The organism is Rhizobium sp. WW_1, assembly GCF_003610155.1.
Classification (GTDB): Bacteria; Pseudomonadota; Alphaproteobacteria; order Rhizobiales; family Rhizobiaceae; genus Rhizobium; species Rhizobium tropici_A.
This window is the reverse complement of record NZ_RAIN01000005.1, coordinates 98,351-113,212: the sequence shown is the minus strand read 5'-3', so window position 1 is coordinate 113,212 and position 14,862 is coordinate 98,351. Positions and strand designations below refer to the sequence as shown.

14 protein-coding genes and 1 pseudogene are annotated in these 14,862 nt (G+C 61.3%); 8 read left to right on the top strand and 7 right to left on the bottom strand.

Going from position 1 to position 14,862, the window contains the following annotated elements:
- Window positions 1-71: 71 nt before the first annotated feature.
- The 3 genes and pseudogenes from BJ928_RS16300 to BJ928_RS16290 all read left to right on the top strand — a co-directional run bounded on the left by BJ928_RS16300 (window position 72) and on the right by BJ928_RS16290 (window position 2,380).
- Window positions 72-972 (top strand): annotated as a pseudogene (locus BJ928_RS16300) (LysR family transcriptional regulator).
- A gap of 60 nt (window positions 973-1,032) precedes the next feature.
- Window positions 1,033-1,596: a hypothetical protein gene (locus tag BJ928_RS16295; protein WP_047631457.1), complete on the top strand. Its 564-nt coding sequence runs from the start codon at window positions 1,033-1,035 to the stop codon at window positions 1,594-1,596.
- 133 nt (window positions 1,597-1,729) lie between these two features.
- Window positions 1,730-2,380 carry a glutathione S-transferase family protein gene (locus BJ928_RS16290; protein WP_047631458.1) on the top strand — a complete coding sequence of 217 codons (651 nt, stop codon included), beginning with the start codon at window positions 1,730-1,732 and terminating at the stop codon, window positions 2,378-2,380.
- 57 nt (window positions 2,381-2,437) lie between these two features.
- On the opposite strand, the gene BJ928_RS16285 is transcribed toward BJ928_RS16290, so the two are convergent.
- Window positions 2,438-3,031, bottom strand: a complete 594-nt coding sequence (locus BJ928_RS16285; protein WP_047631459.1) for a TetR/AcrR family transcriptional regulator — start codon at window positions 3,029-3,031, stop codon at window positions 2,438-2,440.
- A gap of 135 nt (window positions 3,032-3,166) precedes the next feature.
- On the opposite strand from BJ928_RS16285, the gene BJ928_RS16280 reads away from it, so the two are divergent.
- Complete coding sequence (locus BJ928_RS16280) at window positions 3,167-4,390, top strand: MFS transporter (RefSeq protein WP_047631460.1); 1,224 nt, start codon at window positions 3,167-3,169, stop codon at window positions 4,388-4,390.
- 50 nt (window positions 4,391-4,440) lie between these two features.
- On the opposite strand, the gene BJ928_RS16275 is transcribed toward BJ928_RS16280, so the two are convergent.
- Complete coding sequence (locus BJ928_RS16275) at window positions 4,441-4,998, bottom strand: winged helix DNA-binding protein (RefSeq protein WP_047631461.1); 558 nt, start codon at window positions 4,996-4,998, stop codon at window positions 4,441-4,443.
- Window positions 4,999-5,126: 128 nt separating this feature from the next.
- Between BJ928_RS16275 and BJ928_RS16270 the strand changes: the two genes are divergently transcribed.
- Window positions 5,127-6,215 carry an LLM class flavin-dependent oxidoreductase gene (locus BJ928_RS16270; protein WP_052227671.1) on the top strand — a complete coding sequence of 363 codons (1,089 nt, stop codon included), beginning with the start codon at window positions 5,127-5,129 and terminating at the stop codon, window positions 6,213-6,215.
- A gap of 21 nt (window positions 6,216-6,236) precedes the next feature.
- Here BJ928_RS16270 and BJ928_RS16265 read toward each other — a convergent pair whose 3' ends face one another.
- Genes BJ928_RS16265 through BJ928_RS16245 form a run of 5 tightly spaced genes read right to left on the bottom strand, consistent with a single transcriptional unit; the run spans window position 6,237 to window position 10,882 of the window.
- Entirely contained in the window at window positions 6,237-7,208 is a 972-nt protein-coding gene (locus tag BJ928_RS16265; RefSeq protein ID WP_047631463.1) for an ABC transporter permease, read from the bottom strand.
- Window positions 7,205-8,158 carry an ABC transporter permease gene (locus BJ928_RS16260; RefSeq protein WP_052227672.1) on the bottom strand — a complete coding sequence of 318 codons (954 nt, stop codon included), beginning with the start codon at window positions 8,156-8,158 and terminating at the stop codon, window positions 7,205-7,207. The genes BJ928_RS16265 and BJ928_RS16260 overlap by 4 nt, the downstream gene beginning before the upstream one ends.
- Window positions 8,155-8,904: an ATP-binding cassette domain-containing protein gene (locus BJ928_RS16255; RefSeq protein ID WP_047631464.1), complete on the bottom strand. Its 750-nt coding sequence runs from the start codon at window positions 8,902-8,904 to the stop codon at window positions 8,155-8,157. Before BJ928_RS16255 ends, BJ928_RS16260 begins: the two co-directional genes overlap by 4 nt.
- On the bottom strand, window positions 8,897-9,634 hold the full coding sequence (locus tag BJ928_RS16250; protein WP_047631465.1) for an ATP-binding cassette domain-containing protein: 738 nt from the start codon (window positions 9,632-9,634) through the stop codon (window positions 8,897-8,899). The genes BJ928_RS16255 and BJ928_RS16250 overlap by 8 nt, the downstream gene beginning before the upstream one ends.
- Before the next feature lie 60 nt (window positions 9,635-9,694).
- Window positions 9,695-10,882: an ABC transporter substrate-binding protein gene (locus BJ928_RS16245; RefSeq protein ID WP_047631466.1), complete on the bottom strand. Its 1,188-nt coding sequence runs from the start codon at window positions 10,880-10,882 to the stop codon at window positions 9,695-9,697.
- Between the two features lie 330 nt (window positions 10,883-11,212).
- On the opposite strand from BJ928_RS16245, the gene BJ928_RS16240 reads away from it, so the two are divergent.
- The 3 genes from BJ928_RS16240 (at window position 11,213) to BJ928_RS16230 (ending at window position 14,806) form a co-directional block, all read left to right on the top strand.
- The gene (locus BJ928_RS16240; protein ID WP_047631467.1) at window positions 11,213-12,307 is read left to right on the top strand and encodes a lactonase family protein; all 1,095 of its coding nucleotides are present in this window, start codon (window positions 11,213-11,215) and stop codon (window positions 12,305-12,307) included.
- 214 nt (window positions 12,308-12,521) lie between these two features.
- Entirely contained in the window at window positions 12,522-13,598 is a 1,077-nt protein-coding gene (locus BJ928_RS16235; RefSeq protein WP_047631468.1) for an ABC transporter ATP-binding protein, read from the top strand.
- Window positions 13,599-13,672: 74 nt separating this feature from the next.
- Window positions 13,673-14,806 (top strand): extracellular solute-binding protein, encoded by a 1,134-nt coding sequence (locus BJ928_RS16230; protein WP_047631469.1) that lies wholly within the window; start codon window positions 13,673-13,675, stop codon window positions 14,804-14,806.
- Window positions 14,807-14,862 lie beyond the last annotated feature (56 nt).

Sequence of the window (14,862 nt, the reverse complement as noted above, 5' to 3'; positions counted from 1 at the left end):
GGCGCACAAATTGCAAAGAATAGTTGCGTCAAACGCTAGGCATGTCGAGCGATCTGAGCTACCCAATTGTCATGGAAGACATAGACCTCAATCTTCTCGTCGCCCTTGATGTTCTGCTTGCCGAAGGAAGCGTGACGGAAGCGGCAAAGCGCCTCGGCCTCAGCCCTTCCGCCATGAGCCGCACCTTGTCGCGACTGCGTGAGGTGATGGGGGACCCCTTGCTTGTGAGAGCCGGCAGGTCGCTCGTGCCGACGCGATTTGCCGAAACCCTTCAGGATCGTGTGCGCGATCCTGCGACCAGCCGCAGGCGAACTCGATATCACAACGCTTGAAGCCACCTTCTCGATCCGCGTCAGCGAAGCCTTTCTCGAATTACTGGCCGCACCCCTCGTGGCGGCCATGACCCAGGCCGCTCCCCATGTCCGTATCCGCTTCGCACTCAAGCCGGACAAGGAGCCGCATATGCTGCGCGAAGGGCTGATCGATCTGGAAATCGGCGTGCTGGGCGTGCCGGCACCCGAGTTGCGCACGCGGCTCCTGATTCGCGATCGGCTGGTCGGCGTCGTACGGGAAGGCCATCCGCTCCTGGCGGACAGTGCCGTGACAACAGATCGCTTTGCAGCCTGCGACCATGTCGCCGCCTCGCGAAGGGGAGATTTTGCCGATGCGATCGACGGGGCCTTGGAAAGCCGGGGCCTGAAGCGGGCAATTCGCGTCGTGGTGCCCGGATTTCCGGATGCAATGAGAATTGCGGCCTCGACCGATTTCGTCGCCGCCGTCCCCATCTCCTGCCTCGGCAAGAACAAAGTGAACGAACTCGTGACGGAGTTCGGCATTCGCAGCTTTGAACTGCCGTTTGAAACGCCGGAGATACTGATCGCGGCCATTTGGCATCCGCGCGTAGACGCCGACCCCGCGCAACGGTGGCTGCGCAACATCGTCGCTCGCGTGTGCCGCACCGCCTACCCATGATTTAGTCCGGGACTTGATCCGGCAGACGGTTGCGTCGCAAAATGAGGAGCATTGACCCGGATGGCAGTCGACGAGAATTTCTTTCACCCTCGCAGACCGGTTTCGATCGTCGCGCTAGGCGACAGTGGTGAGGCTTTGCTTCTGAGAGCCATTCTGGAAAGTCTCGGGGCCGTGGTGACGCTGCATTTGCCGGCAACGCCGAGCGATTTTCTCAAATGTGTGGATCAGGGAACATCCGCTCCCAGATACATGATCCTGTCCGGCCATGGCGAGGAGGGCGGCCTGGTCTTCGGAGAGTTCGACGAAGGCATCGATACCTCGATGCTTGTCGCCGGATGCCTACCTGCCGAACAGCTCGACCGGAAGATCAATCTGCCTGGCTGCGTCGTTCTCAGCACCGCATGCCTGAGCGGCACCGAAGCATTCGCAAGCGCCTTCCTCGCGGGAGGGGTTAGCGCCTATATCGCTTCAATCGATTATCCGGACGGAGCCGCGATACCGCTCTTCGTGCATGGCTTCTTCTATCATCTGTTCCAGCAGCAGCCGTTGCGAAAGGCGTTTGACTCCGCGAGGACGTTCGACCCTGCCGACGACCTGTCACTTGCGATATTCGAAAAGGACTGAAACGACATCTTGGCCGCCGATCTGCGGAGGTTCTGGCCGGCAACTCCCGGCCACGGGGACTTTTCTCGAGGCGCAGTGTCGGAATCGCGTTCAGCCACCCGTCTTCAGGAAAGACGAGCGATGGAGAGCATCAATGACGATAACGATTACCGCCTTTGAAAGATCACCGGACCGCGGCAGAGGTCTGGCCCGTGACATGCGCGTTCGCTGGGCGCTCGAAGAGGTCGGCCAGCCTTACGAGGTGCGCCTTCTGTCCTTCGAGGCGATGAAGGAGCCCGCACATCTCGCCCATCATCCCTTCGGGCAGATCCCGACCTATGAGGAGGACGACCTTGCCCTGTTCGAGTCGGGGTCGATCGTATTCCATGTCGCGGAGCGTCATACCGGCCTGTTGCCGGACGATGCCAATGCGCGGGCACGGGCGATCACATGGATGTTTGCGGCTCTCTCCACAGTCGAGCCGCCAATCATCGATCGCGCGATCGTAAGGTTCCAGGAGCGCGATCAGGTTTGGTATGAACAGCGCCTAGCCATGGTCGACGATCGCATCAAACAGCGACTGAGCGAACTTTCCGATCGTCTCGGCGATGCCGAATGGCTCGACGGAACCTTCAGTGCCGGCGATCTGATGATGATATCGGTCCTGCTCAGAATAAAAGGCACAGGCATATTGGAGGACTATCGGCATCTCTCCGCCTATGTCGCCCGCGGCGAAGCCCGGCCGGCATACAAGCGGGCTTTCGCCGCCCAGCTGGCGGTCTTTACCGCCGCATCAGGCGATTGACAGAAATCATGCGGCAACCGCAGCTGTGGAATAGCGCCGATGCCCAACCCATGCCGATCAGTCCCTCTTGATGCGCAAGCCTTCGAGGAAGGTGCGAAAAGCGCGGACCACTCGTTTCGATGTCGCCTCCGGATCGTCCGAATGGGCAATCCACTGGGCGGCGCAGCTGCTTGCCGCATTGATGAGGCGAGCGCCAGCTTCCGGATCGATATCAACGATGATGCCCTCTTCGCGAAGGGAGCGAAGGCTTTCCCTGACCGCGGCGATGCAGCCGTTGGCGTTCGGCCATTCCGAGGGATCGCCAAGCACGGCCGGGCCGTCACGAAACATGATGCGCTGGATTTCCGGCTCCAGCGCCATCTCGACATATCCGACATTCTCATCGAGGAATGCCTGCCAACGCGACGGCGCCTTCGACGAGATCTGACAGAGCCTTGCTGTCATTTCGCCATCGATCTCGCTGACCACGGCCTGCAGCAATCCCTTCTTGTCGCCGAAATGGTGATAGAGGGCTCCGCGCGTCAGTCCGGCCGCGGCTGTAAAATCATCCATCGATGCCTCGGCATAACCGACGCTGCCGAATGCCTTGCGGCCAGCAGCCAGCAGCTTGGCTCGCGTCTCGGCAATCATTTCACTGCGAGGTTTGCGCATTGTGTCTCCGTCAATCACTCACATTAGTTCACATACACCGCGTATATTAGTTGACATACGCAGCGTATGCAATTATTTCATTCACATACGCCGCGTATGTTCACGGCCGTTTCGTCCAATCGAAGGAATGATCCGATGTCCAATCCATATAGCGAGATTTTCCGAGCACCGGGCGCCAAGGGCTTTTCTGCAGCAGCCTTTTTCGCCCGCCTTCCCGTCGCCATGGCTCCGATCGGCATCGTGGCCATGTTGTCGCAGACACACGGCGAATACTGGCTCGCAGGCGCCGTCTCGGCGACCTTCGCGCTGACCAACGCTTTTGTTGCGCCGCAGATATCGCGGCTCGTCGACCGGCTCGGCCAGAGCGCGATCGTCGCGCCGGCTACCGTCATTTCGGTCGTTTCCTTCGCCCTTCTCGTCATCGCCTCGAATCAGAACTGGCCGGCATGGTCATTGTTTGCCACGGCCTTCTTCGCCGCCGCCATGCCCTCCATTCCAGCCATGGTGCGAGCCCGCTGGACTGAAATCTTTCGCGATCGCCCCCAGTTGAACACCGCTTTCGCGTTCGAATCCGCAGCCGACGAGCTGGTCTACATCGCCGGTGCGTCCGTTTCGGTCGGGCTTGCGGTCTCGCTGTTTCCCGAAGCCGGAATGATCGTCAATACGATCTTCCTGGCGCTTGGAACAACAGCCTTCCTGATGCAGCGATCGACGGAACCCAAGGTACGGCCGCATGACTCCGAGATCTCGCAACGCTCGGCAATCTGGCTCCGGCCGGTCCAGTTCATCACGCTCGCCCTGGTCTTCGTGGGTGCGACCTTCGCCACGGCCGAGGTGAGCACGGTGGCCATCACCAAGCAGCTCGGCCAGCCAGGCGCGGCAAGCCTCGTGATCGGCGTCTACGCGCTCGGCTCGTTCGTCGTCGGCCTCATCATCGGCGCACTGAACCCTAAAATGCCGCTCCAGCGCCAGCTCCTGGTCGCGCTCAGCGTCCTTGTGGTCACCGCCCTGCCGCTACTTGTCGCCAGCACATCGGTTGCGCTGCTTGCCTTCGCCGTCTTCCTCAGCGGCGTTGCCATCTCCCCGACCTTCATCACCGCCTTCGGGCTGATTGAGCGCCGCGTCCCCGAAGCGATGCTGACGGAAGGCGTGACCTGGGTCATGACCGGCATAGGCATCGGCATGGCGCTCGGCGCTTTCGTGTCCGGCTGGGTGGTAGACAATTTCGGGCCAGCAAACGGCTTCTGGGTCTCTGTCGCAGCCAGCATCCTCGCCCTTCTAACCGTCACCATCGGTCAGGCGAGCCTGTCCGGCAAACGGGAGGCGAACACCGGCTCTCTCGCGCAGCCGGCGGAATGAGCGGAGCGGCCCGGCTGGAGCGAGGCGCGCGTCGCATCGGGGCCGAACCTTCACCCCTCCGAAAAGCGACGATGGGTTGCTGCACTCCTTGCCACATGCTCGTAAATACCGGTCATCAGATCGAGCGTGCTCGCCGCCTCCTCCAGGCGGCGGCCCATATTCGGGACGCCCTGCACGGCTTTAACGAGAAGAGCCGCACGCACGGTCGCATATTGGTCCGTGACGTCCCTACCCTTTTCCGTCACTGAATAGGTGACGCCCGAACGGCCGCTCCCCTTCCGTTCCACCAACCCAGCACCGAGCAACTTTCTCAGGCTGTATTGCATGTTGGGGATGTCTTCCCGATTGGCAAGGCGGGCCAGATCCTTGATGGATTTCGGACGGTCATGCATGCGGATGATGTGCAGCATGGCATTTTCCGGGCCACTCGCCGCAAGACCCGTTACCGATGCCAGGCATTCGGTCTGCCAGCGCCCGAAGGCTTCGAATGCGCGCATAAGGGCGAACTCCAGCTCGGTCAGCTCCACTTGCAACGGCGATTTCGCCAGATGCCAGTTGCGATCGAGGCCCTGCGGTTGGGCTCTCTGGTCATCGGATTCGATGCTCATATGCTTCCTTTTCCAGATGTTTGAAATGATGCCGCAGCGGCGAGCGTTGACAAACTTGAAGTTTCAAATAGAATTTCTATCGTAAATTATACCAAAAAATAAAGGGAACGAAAATGTCGGAGAACTCCATGTTCGCCGCAGGACAATTTTTGCTTGGCACCTTCGCCAGCAATTGCTCCAGCGGCATGAGCGTCACCAAGGTGGGGGAACGCTGGGTTAATTCCTGGGACAACAATCTGAAGCTCGCGCGTCAGCTGGATGAGGCGGGCATCGATTTCATGCTGCCGATCGCCCGATGGATCGGTTATGGCGGTGAGACGAATTTTCACGGCAACGTGCTGGAAACGATGACGTGGGCGGCGGGTCTGCTCGCCAGCACGAACAAAATCAACGTCTTTGCCACCATCCACACTGCCGCCAATCATCCGGTCGTCGTCGCCAAGCAGATGGCCACGATCGATCAGATCAGCCGCGGCCGCATCGGCCTCAATATCGTCGCTGGGTGGAACCAGCCGGAATACGAAGCATTGGGGCTTAATCTGCCGGCCGATCACGAGAGCCGCTATGCCTATGCCGAGGAATGGTTCGATGTGGTCAAGCGCCTGTGGGAAGAGGATCAGACGTTCGACTATGACGGAAATTTCTTTCATCTGAAGAACATACTCGGCGATCCCCGCCCCGAGCATCGCGCGCCTATTCTTAATGCGGCAGGCTCCGGCCAGGGCCGCGCATTCGCCGTGCGCAATGCCGATTTTCTGTTCACGCCGGCGATCGACCTCGGCCGGTCGACGGCTGAAATCGCAGAGTTGAAGGAGCAGGGCAAGGCTGCAGGCCGTAACCTGGGTGTCCTCACCTTCGCTCATGTCGTCTGCCGTCCGTCGGAAAAGGAGGCGCGAGACTATCTGCAGCATTTCGGCAAGGACAATGCCGATTGGGAGGCCGTCGACAATCTGGTGCGCCTGCAATTCGCGCATGCCCAATCCTTCCCGCATGACCTGTTGGCCCTGATCCGCGACCGGATGGCGGCGGGACATGGCGGCTTTCCGCTCGTCGGCACGCCCGAACAGGTCGCCGAAGGTCTGCTTGCCTTGCATCGGGCTGGGTTCGGCGGAACGACCCTATCCTTTGTCGACTACAATGCCGAGTTCCCCTATTTCCGCGATCAGGTGCTGCCGCTGCTCGAACAGGCTGGTATTCGCAAGCCGGCTCAACATTGAGCTTCGGGATGCAAGAGCGCCTCAGATCGTGGCGCTCACATGCCGCTCGCGACCGTAGATGGAGACGAGAACGACGATGATGAAACCGAGAGCCGCCTGTACCGCCGAAGGCTGAAAGCCAAGGCCTATCAACAGCGTGTTGATCTCAGTCAGAACCAAGACGCCGGCGATCGTGCCGAGATAGCTGCCACGTCCACCGACCAATGCCGCACCGCCGACGACGACAGCGGCGATCGTCTGGAAGAGATAGGGCTGGCCGACATCGCCATAGGCCGAGCCGGTGAAACCGAGTAAAAGCACGCCGGCGACGGCGGCGAAGAAAGCCGAAATCGCGAAGGTTACCGCCCACATCCGCACCGGATCGATCAGGGCCAGGGGTGCGGCACCCGGATTGCTGCCGAGCGCATAAAGCCGCCGGCCGTAGGGCGAACGTGCCATCAGCGCCATGATGGCCACTGCCAATACGGCGAGACAGGGTACGACCCAGGGGAACGGCAGCGGACCGACCGATCCGCCGATCGACACGAAATCAGAAACAGCCTGCGGCGCAGAACCGGAGGGAAAGCCTGCCGTCCATAGCAGCACGGCGCCCTGCACGACCATGCCCGTCCCGAGGGTAACGATCAGCGGATGGATATCGAGCTTGCGCGAGACGTAGCCGTTGAAAGCGCCGATGAGGATGGCGATGACGCCGACGAGCACGCAGACGAGGCCGAAATTCCATTGCTCGCCATAGAGTTGTGCGGCCACAACATTGGCAAAACCGATAACGAAGGGGATCGACAGATCGATGCCGCCGAGGACGACGACGAGCGTCTGGCCGACGCAGGCGACCGCCAGCAGTGAGGCAATCACCAGCATGGCCCGGATCGAGAAGGAGGAGGAATAACCGTCGATCAGCACAGTGCCTAAGAGGTGCAGGGCCAGTGCGATGAGGAATGCAACGATGACGCGGCCGCTGGTGCTCGCCAGGAAGCTTTTCAGGCGGATCATGCGGCCCTCCCCTTGACCGCGCGCTCCTGGACGGCCGTCAAGATGACGGCCACGACCAGGATCGCGCCATAGGCGATCTGCAAGACATAGGTGGAGACGTTAAACGAGGTCAGCACGCTCTGCAGCAGGAAGATATCGATCGCGCCGATTGCCGCACCCGTCAGCCCACCGCGTCCGCCCGCCAGGCTGACACCGCCGAGCGCCACCGCGGCGACCGCGATCAAAGTATAGGTCTGGCCGATGTTCGGATCGGCGGAACCGATCAGCGCCGTCAGCATCAACCCGGCGATGCCGGCGAAGACACCCGTTATCACATAGGCGACGAAGCGGACGCGGGTGACGTCGACGCCGGCCGTATAGGCGGCGCGGTCATCGCTGCCGATCGCCATCAGCAGATCGTAATAGGGCAGCCGGCGGATCGCCCACCAGGCGACGGCGATGGCAAGCAGCGGCACGATGGAATAGGTGCCCGACAGCGTCTTCAGCCAATCCGGCGCGGGCCCGACCGGAGCCGGCAGGATAACGAGAGTGACGCCGGTCAGGATGAGATAGGTGCCAAGCGTCGCGACGATCGGCTGGATGCGGATGACCGTCGCCATGAAGCCGTTGATCGCGCCGATGGCTGCACCAATGGCAAGGGCGGCCGGGATCAGGATGAAGGGCGAACCTATGCCGCTCGACAGGAACAGAGCCTGGATGACGATGGCGTTGACGAAGCCCATCAGCGGCCCGACGGAAATATCGATGCCGCCGCGCCCGGCGAGAATGACGGGCGCCGAGGCGAGTGCAGCTCCGATCAGGGGCGCGGCAAGTCCGATCAAGGTGCCCCAGGCGGCCGGCGCAAAGCGCGCGGGATTGAGGAACAGGTTAAAGACAAGGAGCACGACCAGCAGCACTAATGCAAAGCCGCCGCTGCGTAACGCGTTTGCGATTTTGGAGGAGAATGTCATGGTCTTGCCTCCCGACCGAACATGGCCGCAATGACGTTGTCGGTCGTCATGACGTCTCCAGTCATCTCGGCCGCCACCTCGTTTTCGCGGAACACCAGGACGCGATGGCACAAAAGCAGGATCTCCTCGATCTCGCTGGAGAGGATGACCAGCGTCATGCCATCGCGTGCCAGTTCGCGGAAGACGTCGTAGAGAACGTGGCGCGTCGCCACATCTACGCCGCGAGTGGGGTCGTTGAGCAGAAGCACGCCGGGCTCAAGCGCCAGTGCTCTGGCAAGCAGCACCTTCTGCTGATTGCCACCCGAAAGCGTAGTGATTGCCGCTTCCGGCTTCGGCGCCAGAATGGAGAGACGTTCGCGATAGGCTTCGTAACGACGACGGCGCTTCTTGAAGCTGAGCAACCCAAAGAATGCGTCCCGGCCGACCGTGGAGATCGCGAAGTTGTCGAGCACGGATTGCGTCGGAAAGATCCCTGTTGCCCGCCGGTCGCGCGGCAAGTAGGCGATCCCATGGGCAACCGCCTTGCGGAAGCCGGAAACACGGGTTCGTCCGCCGGCCCGTTCGAGATAGACCTCGCCATCGACAGGCGCTTTCAGCCCCGCCAGCGTTTCGAGGAAGCGTTCCTGGCCGTGACCGTCGAGGCCGGCAAGCCCGACGATCTCGCCGGGGCGGATGAGCTGCGAAATCGGCCTGGCGTCCCTCTTGATGACGAGTGCCCTGGCTTCGAGCGTCAGAGCCTCAGGCATGGGTAAGCTCCGCTGCGGTCTGCGGCGCCATCGCCTTCAAGAGTTCGGCGGGCGTCGAGGCGCCGCAATCCTCGGTCTTCACGACCTTGCCCCCGCGCAAAATGGAAATGCGGTCCGAGAGCGACATGACCTCGTCCATGCGATGGGTGATGAACAGCAACAGCGAGCCTTCCCTGGCAAGTTCGCGCATCATACGGAAGACGGATTCTCGGTCGGCATAGTCGAGCGCGGCGGTGACTTCGTCGAGGATCAGGACGCGCGGGCGGCGCACGACGGCGCGGGCAAGCACGACCAGCTGTTGAGCTGCAAGCGGCAGCGAGCCGGCCGGCGCGTCGAGCGACACTTCGGTAATGGCGAAGCGTCTCAGCGCGGCCTCGGCCGTCGCCCGGCGCTCGGCGCGAGGAATGCGGCGTGTCCATAGGCCATCGAGCCCAAGCAAGATATTGTCGGTGACGGTGCGATCGGGCGCGATCAGCACCTCCTGAAAGACCGTTGCAAAGCCCGCCGTCTGGAAAGCCGCCGGCGTATGGCCGCAGAACGGCCGGCCGTCGAGGCGGATCACTCCGCCATCCGGCTGGACAATGCCGGACAAGAGTTTCACCATCGTGCTCTTGCCCGAACCGTTCTCGCCGAGGATGGTGTGTACCGTGCCAGCCTTGAAGGCGATGGAAGCTCCCGACAGCGCGACAGTCTCGCCGTAGCGCTTGGAGACGTTTTCGATTTCAAGCATATCGTACTCTTGAACTGGTGGGGATCGCGGCCCTTTGACCGCAATCCTGCAGACATCATATCACTTGATGCAAGGGTCCGGCGTCTTGGAGTAGTCCCAGCCGATCGTCGGCTTTGCGCCCGTGAAATAGGCGTCCATCAACTCTTCCGGCATCGGATCGGTCGGCGGGACCGGGAAGATCGAGACGGCGTCCGGCGTCATGCAGCTCTTGTACCACTTGCCGAGATCGGCCTCGTGTACGGCCGGGATCGGGATCATCAGTGTGTTGAGCTTCGGCTTCTGGCCGTCGAGCATGCGGGCTGCGACACGGTAGAGCGTCTGCGCGGTCCAGTGCGGCAGCAGCGCATGGCCCTCGAAGCGGTATTTGTCCGGGTTGGCTTTCCAGTAGCCGAGCGCGTCGCCGGTCAGCGAGCCGGTGATCAGCGGTGCCGGGCGATGTGCCTGGGCGAAAGCCTCGGCGATGACGCGACTTTCGCTACCCGTCGACCAGACCGCATCGATCTTCGCCGGATTGGTGGCAATCGCCTGAAGAACCACTGTCTTGGTGACGTTCGCCGTCCAGTTGCCGTTGACGCTGCGGGCGACCTTCAGCTTCTTGTCTTCCGCCAGCGCCTTGTCGGCGCCCTGCCGCTCCTGTGCAACGATCGGATGGCCGGCAATGCCTTCGACCATCAGCACGTTGCCGCCGTTCGGTAGCGCCTTGTTGATCGCCGACATCATGTCGTAGCCCCAGCGGGCATAGTTGGAATCGACGTTGATGGCGTTCGGACTGGTGACGGAACCCGCAGCCGTGATGAACGGAATCCCGGCCTTGGCGGCGGCATCGATCGCATCGTTCAGCGCGGTTGCCGAGCCGGGAATCGAGGTGATGATGGTGCATTTCGCATCGATGAAAGCGCGGATCTGGTTGATCTGCTGGCTGACGTCGTTGTTGCTATCGGAGACTTCGAAGCTCGACACCGTGCCGTCAGCGATCAGCCCGTCGGCGAGACGCTTCAGCTCCTTGGTGACCGTCACGCGCCAAGGATTGCCCTGATACGATTCCGAATGGCACCATTTCCAGGGCTTCGGCGGCGGGGTCCAATTGTCCCAGGCCGACGGCAGGATTTTCTGCGGTGCGCCGTCATACTGCGCCTTCAAACCATCTGGCAGACCCTTGACGACGCTCGCGACATCCTCGGCATGCGCATGTGCCGTCATCGACAATGCCGCCGTCGCGGCCAAAAGGCCGCCCATCCATGTCTTCATCAATCTCTCCTCCTCCTTGGCCGGCCCTCAGCGGCGGCGTGCTCAACCCAAATCGCAGCCTTGCCAAATGCTTTGCAGTATCGCCGCAGATACGCGTCGATGGCGATCCCAGCCAGCAATCCGGCAGACCCGAAGTCTCCAGAAGTTCTTCTTATGTGAATAGATTTTTCACATATGGATCACTTTTGCAAGCACCGCCATCATCTGTTAGGAAGCGTTCATAGGCCGCGCTCCGCGAGAAAAGGTCGAATCGAGGATCGTCACGCCTTGCGCGAAGCGACGACGTGAGGATGATCTATCGCCGCTGCAAAACATAAGGGAGGAATCACAATGGGTTCGAAATATCTGGCTTTCGTCGGCACGCTGAACCGGCCCGCACCCTATTTCCGTAACGCAAGAGGCTGCGGATTATTGGTCTACAGCTTCGACGAAGACACGTTGGAGGTCGAAAAGCTCGCCGAGGCGAACGATATCGACAATCCGACATTCCTCTCGGTCAGCGCCGATGGCAGCCATGTCTATGCGAATTCGGAAATCGCGGGTTGGAAAGAGGGCCTGGTGACAGCATTCCGCTTCGACCGGGAGGCGCGGGCGCTGCATCATATCAACATGCAACCCGCGCTTGGCAGTGTCACCGCCTACAACGCCGTCAGCCGCGACGAGCGCCGACTGTTCGTCACCAACTACAGCATCGGAAGCGGCGGCCCGGACCAGTCGCTCGTCGTCTACGAGCGGCGTGACGACGGCGGCCTGACGCCACCTCGTGCCAGCGCCGCATTGACCGGAACGGGACCGGACAAGGACCGCCAGGAGCGCAGCCATGCCCATAGCGTCACCGAACTTCCCGGCAACGTCCTGATCGTCGCCGATCTCGGCAGCGACAGCCTCGTCTCCTATCGCCTCGGCAATGGCGGCCAACTGGAGCTGCTTTCGGTGACGAAGACGGTGCCGGGCGCCGGGCCGCGACACGTCGCCCTGCATCCAAACGGCCGCTTCCTCTACGCGATCAACGAGCTGAACTCGACCATCGCAAGCTATACGGTCGAGGGTGATAGTGGCCGGTTGACGGCCATCGATGCCAAGTCCGCCATACCGGACAATCTCACTGCGGAGAACCATTGCTCCGACATCCAGATCTCTCCCGATGGTCGCTTCCTTTATGGTGGCAATCGTGGCGATGACAGCATCGTCGTTTTCGAAACCGATCCCGAACGCGGCACGCTCTCGCAGGCCCGCTTCTTCCCCTGCGGTGGCGCCACGCCGCGCAACCTCGCGATCACGCCTTCCGGCCGGCATATCTTCAGCGCCAACCAGGACGCCGACCGCATCTCGATCTTCGAGCGCGATCCCGATAACGGTGCGCTTAAGGACACCGGCAAGGCGATCGAGATCGGCACGCCGATGTGTGTGCGATTTGCGCGATAGGCCTGCTAACGAATTGACTTCGGCGGAGAATTGCCGCCGAGGTCAACATTATCGCGCGTGAGGCTCATGACTTTGCCAACGCGCTAGGCCCTTTGTCGACAAGGCAAGGCATCAGCCTGAAATTCTTACAACCCTCGGCATGTCATTCGGCTGTCAAACATCTCCTCTATTCATCGCGCAGATGGATTGCACGGCTGTGCAAAAGGGGTGATGAATGGAATCCGGTGCGTTTCTGCAGCTTGAGGGGATAGCGAGCAAATACGGCTCGACGCCGGTTCTGTCCGACATCGATCTCAAAATCGAGCGTGGCGAGTTCGTGGCGCTTCTTGGTTCGTCGGGATGCGGAAAGACGACGCTGCTTCGCGTGCTGGCGGGCTTCGTCACCCCGTCGGACGGCAAGGTGATCGTTCGTCATCGCGAGGTGACGCGGCTTCCGCCGGACAAGCGAGGCATGGCTCTGGTCTTTCAGTCCTATGCGCTATGGCCGCACATGACCGTCGACCAGAACATCGGTTATGGCCTGAAACTCAAGGGTGTCTCGAAGCCGGAGATCAAGGACAAGATCGCTGCGATCCAGGCCCTGCTCGGGCTGAGCGGCCTCGGCGCCAGGAAGCCGGCAGCCCTTTCCGGCGGGCAACGCCAGCGAGTAGCACTCGGCCGCGCGCTTGCGGTTGATCCCGAGATCCTGTTGCTCGATGAGCCGCTGTCCAATCTCGATGCGCGGATTCGGCTTACTGTCCGACATGAGCTTAGAGCCCTGCAGCAACGCCTCGGCATCACCGCCATCCACGTTACCCACGATCGCGAGGAAGCGATGGTGATGGCCGACAGGATCGTGATCCTCGATGCCGGTCGCATCGCCCAGCACGGCACGCCGGAGGAGGTCTACAATCGGCCGGCATCCGCTTTCGTCGCCGCATTCATGGGCGCCGAAAATTATCTTCGGCTCACAGGCATGGCCCACGACGATCGCTTCATGATTGCGGCGAGCGCCATAAACGAGGCCACCGCGATGCCGATGCCTCGCCATCCCCTGGCCGACGGCCCGGTGCAGGCGCGCTTCCGACCGGAGGCGGCGCGCATTTTCTCGAAAACAGACGAGATCCCGGAGGAAGGGGTCTGCTTCAAGGGGATCGTGACGACGATGACTTATCCGGGCGGTCACTGGCGTCATTCCATCCATGTCGGCGATCGCGAAATCCTGGCGGATTGCCATCGTGCCCACACGCCCGGAGAGGAGGTCCTCGTGCACGTTCCGCCGGAAGCCCTCTTCCTCTTTGCTGCCGCCTGACGGGCGTTCTGCCGGACCCCGGCAATGAGAATTCAAGATTTCAATACCTCAACCTGAACCATGGAGAAGCGTTCATGAGAAGACTGACCTATGCCGTGTTCGCATTTGCACTGGCGGCCATCCCCGTCAAAGCCGAAGAACTGACGGTGGCGACCGCCGGCGACCAGAACATGGTCGACTACATCAATCAGTATCTCGGCCCACTGTTCGAAAAGACCTATCCCGGCAACACCGTCCGGGCCGTGGGCACAGGCCCGGGAGACGCCGGTTCGCAGAAGATCCTTGAGCGTTTCGACGCCCAGGAAGCCGCGAAAAGCCCCGTGTGGGATATCGACGTCGCTGTCGTCCACGAGAAATTCGCCGGACCGATGGTCACAAAGGGCTATCTCGAAAAATACCGCGGAAACATCGACACCGGGACGCTCGTCACCCGCGACAACGCCAAGAATGCGCTTGGCGCCGATGTCGACGGCTATGTCATGCCGATGTTCAACAGCCAGACGGCGATTGCCTACAATCCATCACTGGTCGCAAACCCGCCGAAAACCTATGCGGAACTCGCCGAATGGGTGAAGGCACATCCCAAGCAGTTCGGCTATAACGGGATCAAGGGCGGCGCATCCGGCGTGAGCTTCGTGATGGGCTGGATCTACGCCTTCGGCGATGGCGACGCCCAGAACCTGATGACCGGCCCTTACAAGGAAGAAGAAACGAAGAAATGGGGCGGCGCCTTCAAGAGCCTTGCGGACTTCACCAAGAACGCGACGCTGACGCCGGGCAATGCCGGAACGCTCGATCTTTTGAGCCGCGGCGAAATCGCCATGGGTCCGGTATGGGTCGACATGTTCTACAGCTGGCAGGCCAATGGTCAGCTGCCGCCCGAGCTGAAGCTCGTCCTGCCCGCTCCCGGCATGCCCGGCCAGCCGATGCATTATGTCATTCCGGCAAAGACCGGCCACAAGGAACTGGCTGAAAAATTCGTGGCTCTGGCAACAAGCCCGAAGGTCCAGGCCGAAGGCATCGTCAAGCGCTTCAACTGGTATCCCGGCATCGACGCAGCGCAGGTGAAGGCCCAGCTCGACGACGCCACCTGGAGCAAGCTGTTCGTGGACATCACCCCGGAAGATCTTGCGACCAAGGGCAAGCCCTTCCCGATCGCGAAATACAACAACGCCATTCTCGAGGCCTACGAGAATTCCGTGAAGTAAGCGATGACACAACGTCCCCTGCCCAGGCGGCAGGGGACGCCCCCAACGCGCCGATG

Bases quoted from the DNA above. Each gene is read 5' to 3' on its own strand.
- BJ928_RS16250 (WP_047631465.1), bottom strand. From the start codon at position 9,634: ATGCTTGAAATCGAAAACGTCTCCAAGCGCTACGGCGAGACTGTCGCG.
- BJ928_RS16270 (WP_052227671.1), top strand. From the start codon at position 5,127: ATGTTCGCCGCAGGACAATTTTTGCTTGGCACCTTCGCCAGCAATTGC.
- BJ928_RS16265 (WP_047631463.1), bottom strand. From the start codon at position 7,208: ATGATCCGCCTGAAAAGCTTCCTGGCGAGCACCAGCGGCCGCGTCATC.
- BJ928_RS16280 (WP_047631460.1), top strand. From the start codon at position 3,167: ATGTCCAATCCATATAGCGAGATTTTCCGAGCACCGGGCGCCAAGGGC.
- BJ928_RS16240 (WP_047631467.1), top strand. From the start codon at position 11,213: ATGGGTTCGAAATATCTGGCTTTCGTCGGCACGCTGAACCGGCCCGCA.
- BJ928_RS16290 (WP_047631458.1), top strand. From the start codon at position 1,730: ATGACGATAACGATTACCGCCTTTGAAAGATCACCGGACCGCGGCAGA.
- BJ928_RS16230 (WP_047631469.1), top strand. From the start codon at position 13,673: ATGAGAAGACTGACCTATGCCGTGTTCGCATTTGCACTGGCGGCCATC.
- BJ928_RS16255 (WP_047631464.1), bottom strand. From the start codon at position 8,904: ATGCCTGAGGCTCTGACGCTCGAAGCCAGGGCACTCGTCATCAAGAGG.
- BJ928_RS16245 (WP_047631466.1), bottom strand. From the start codon at position 10,882: ATGAAGACATGGATGGGCGGCCTTTTGGCCGCGACGGCGGCATTGTCG.
- BJ928_RS16275 (WP_047631461.1), bottom strand. From the start codon at position 4,998: ATGAGCATCGAATCCGATGACCAGAGAGCCCAACCGCAGGGCCTCGAT.
- BJ928_RS16295 (WP_047631457.1), top strand. From the start codon at position 1,033: ATGGCAGTCGACGAGAATTTCTTTCACCCTCGCAGACCGGTTTCGATC.
- BJ928_RS16285 (WP_047631459.1), bottom strand. From the start codon at position 3,031: ATGCGCAAACCTCGCAGTGAAATGATTGCCGAGACGCGAGCCAAGCTG.
- BJ928_RS16235 (WP_047631468.1), top strand. From the start codon at position 12,522: ATGGAATCCGGTGCGTTTCTGCAGCTTGAGGGGATAGCGAGCAAATAC.
- BJ928_RS16260 (WP_052227672.1), bottom strand. From the start codon at position 8,158: ATGACATTCTCCTCCAAAATCGCAAACGCGTTACGCAGCGGCGGCTTT.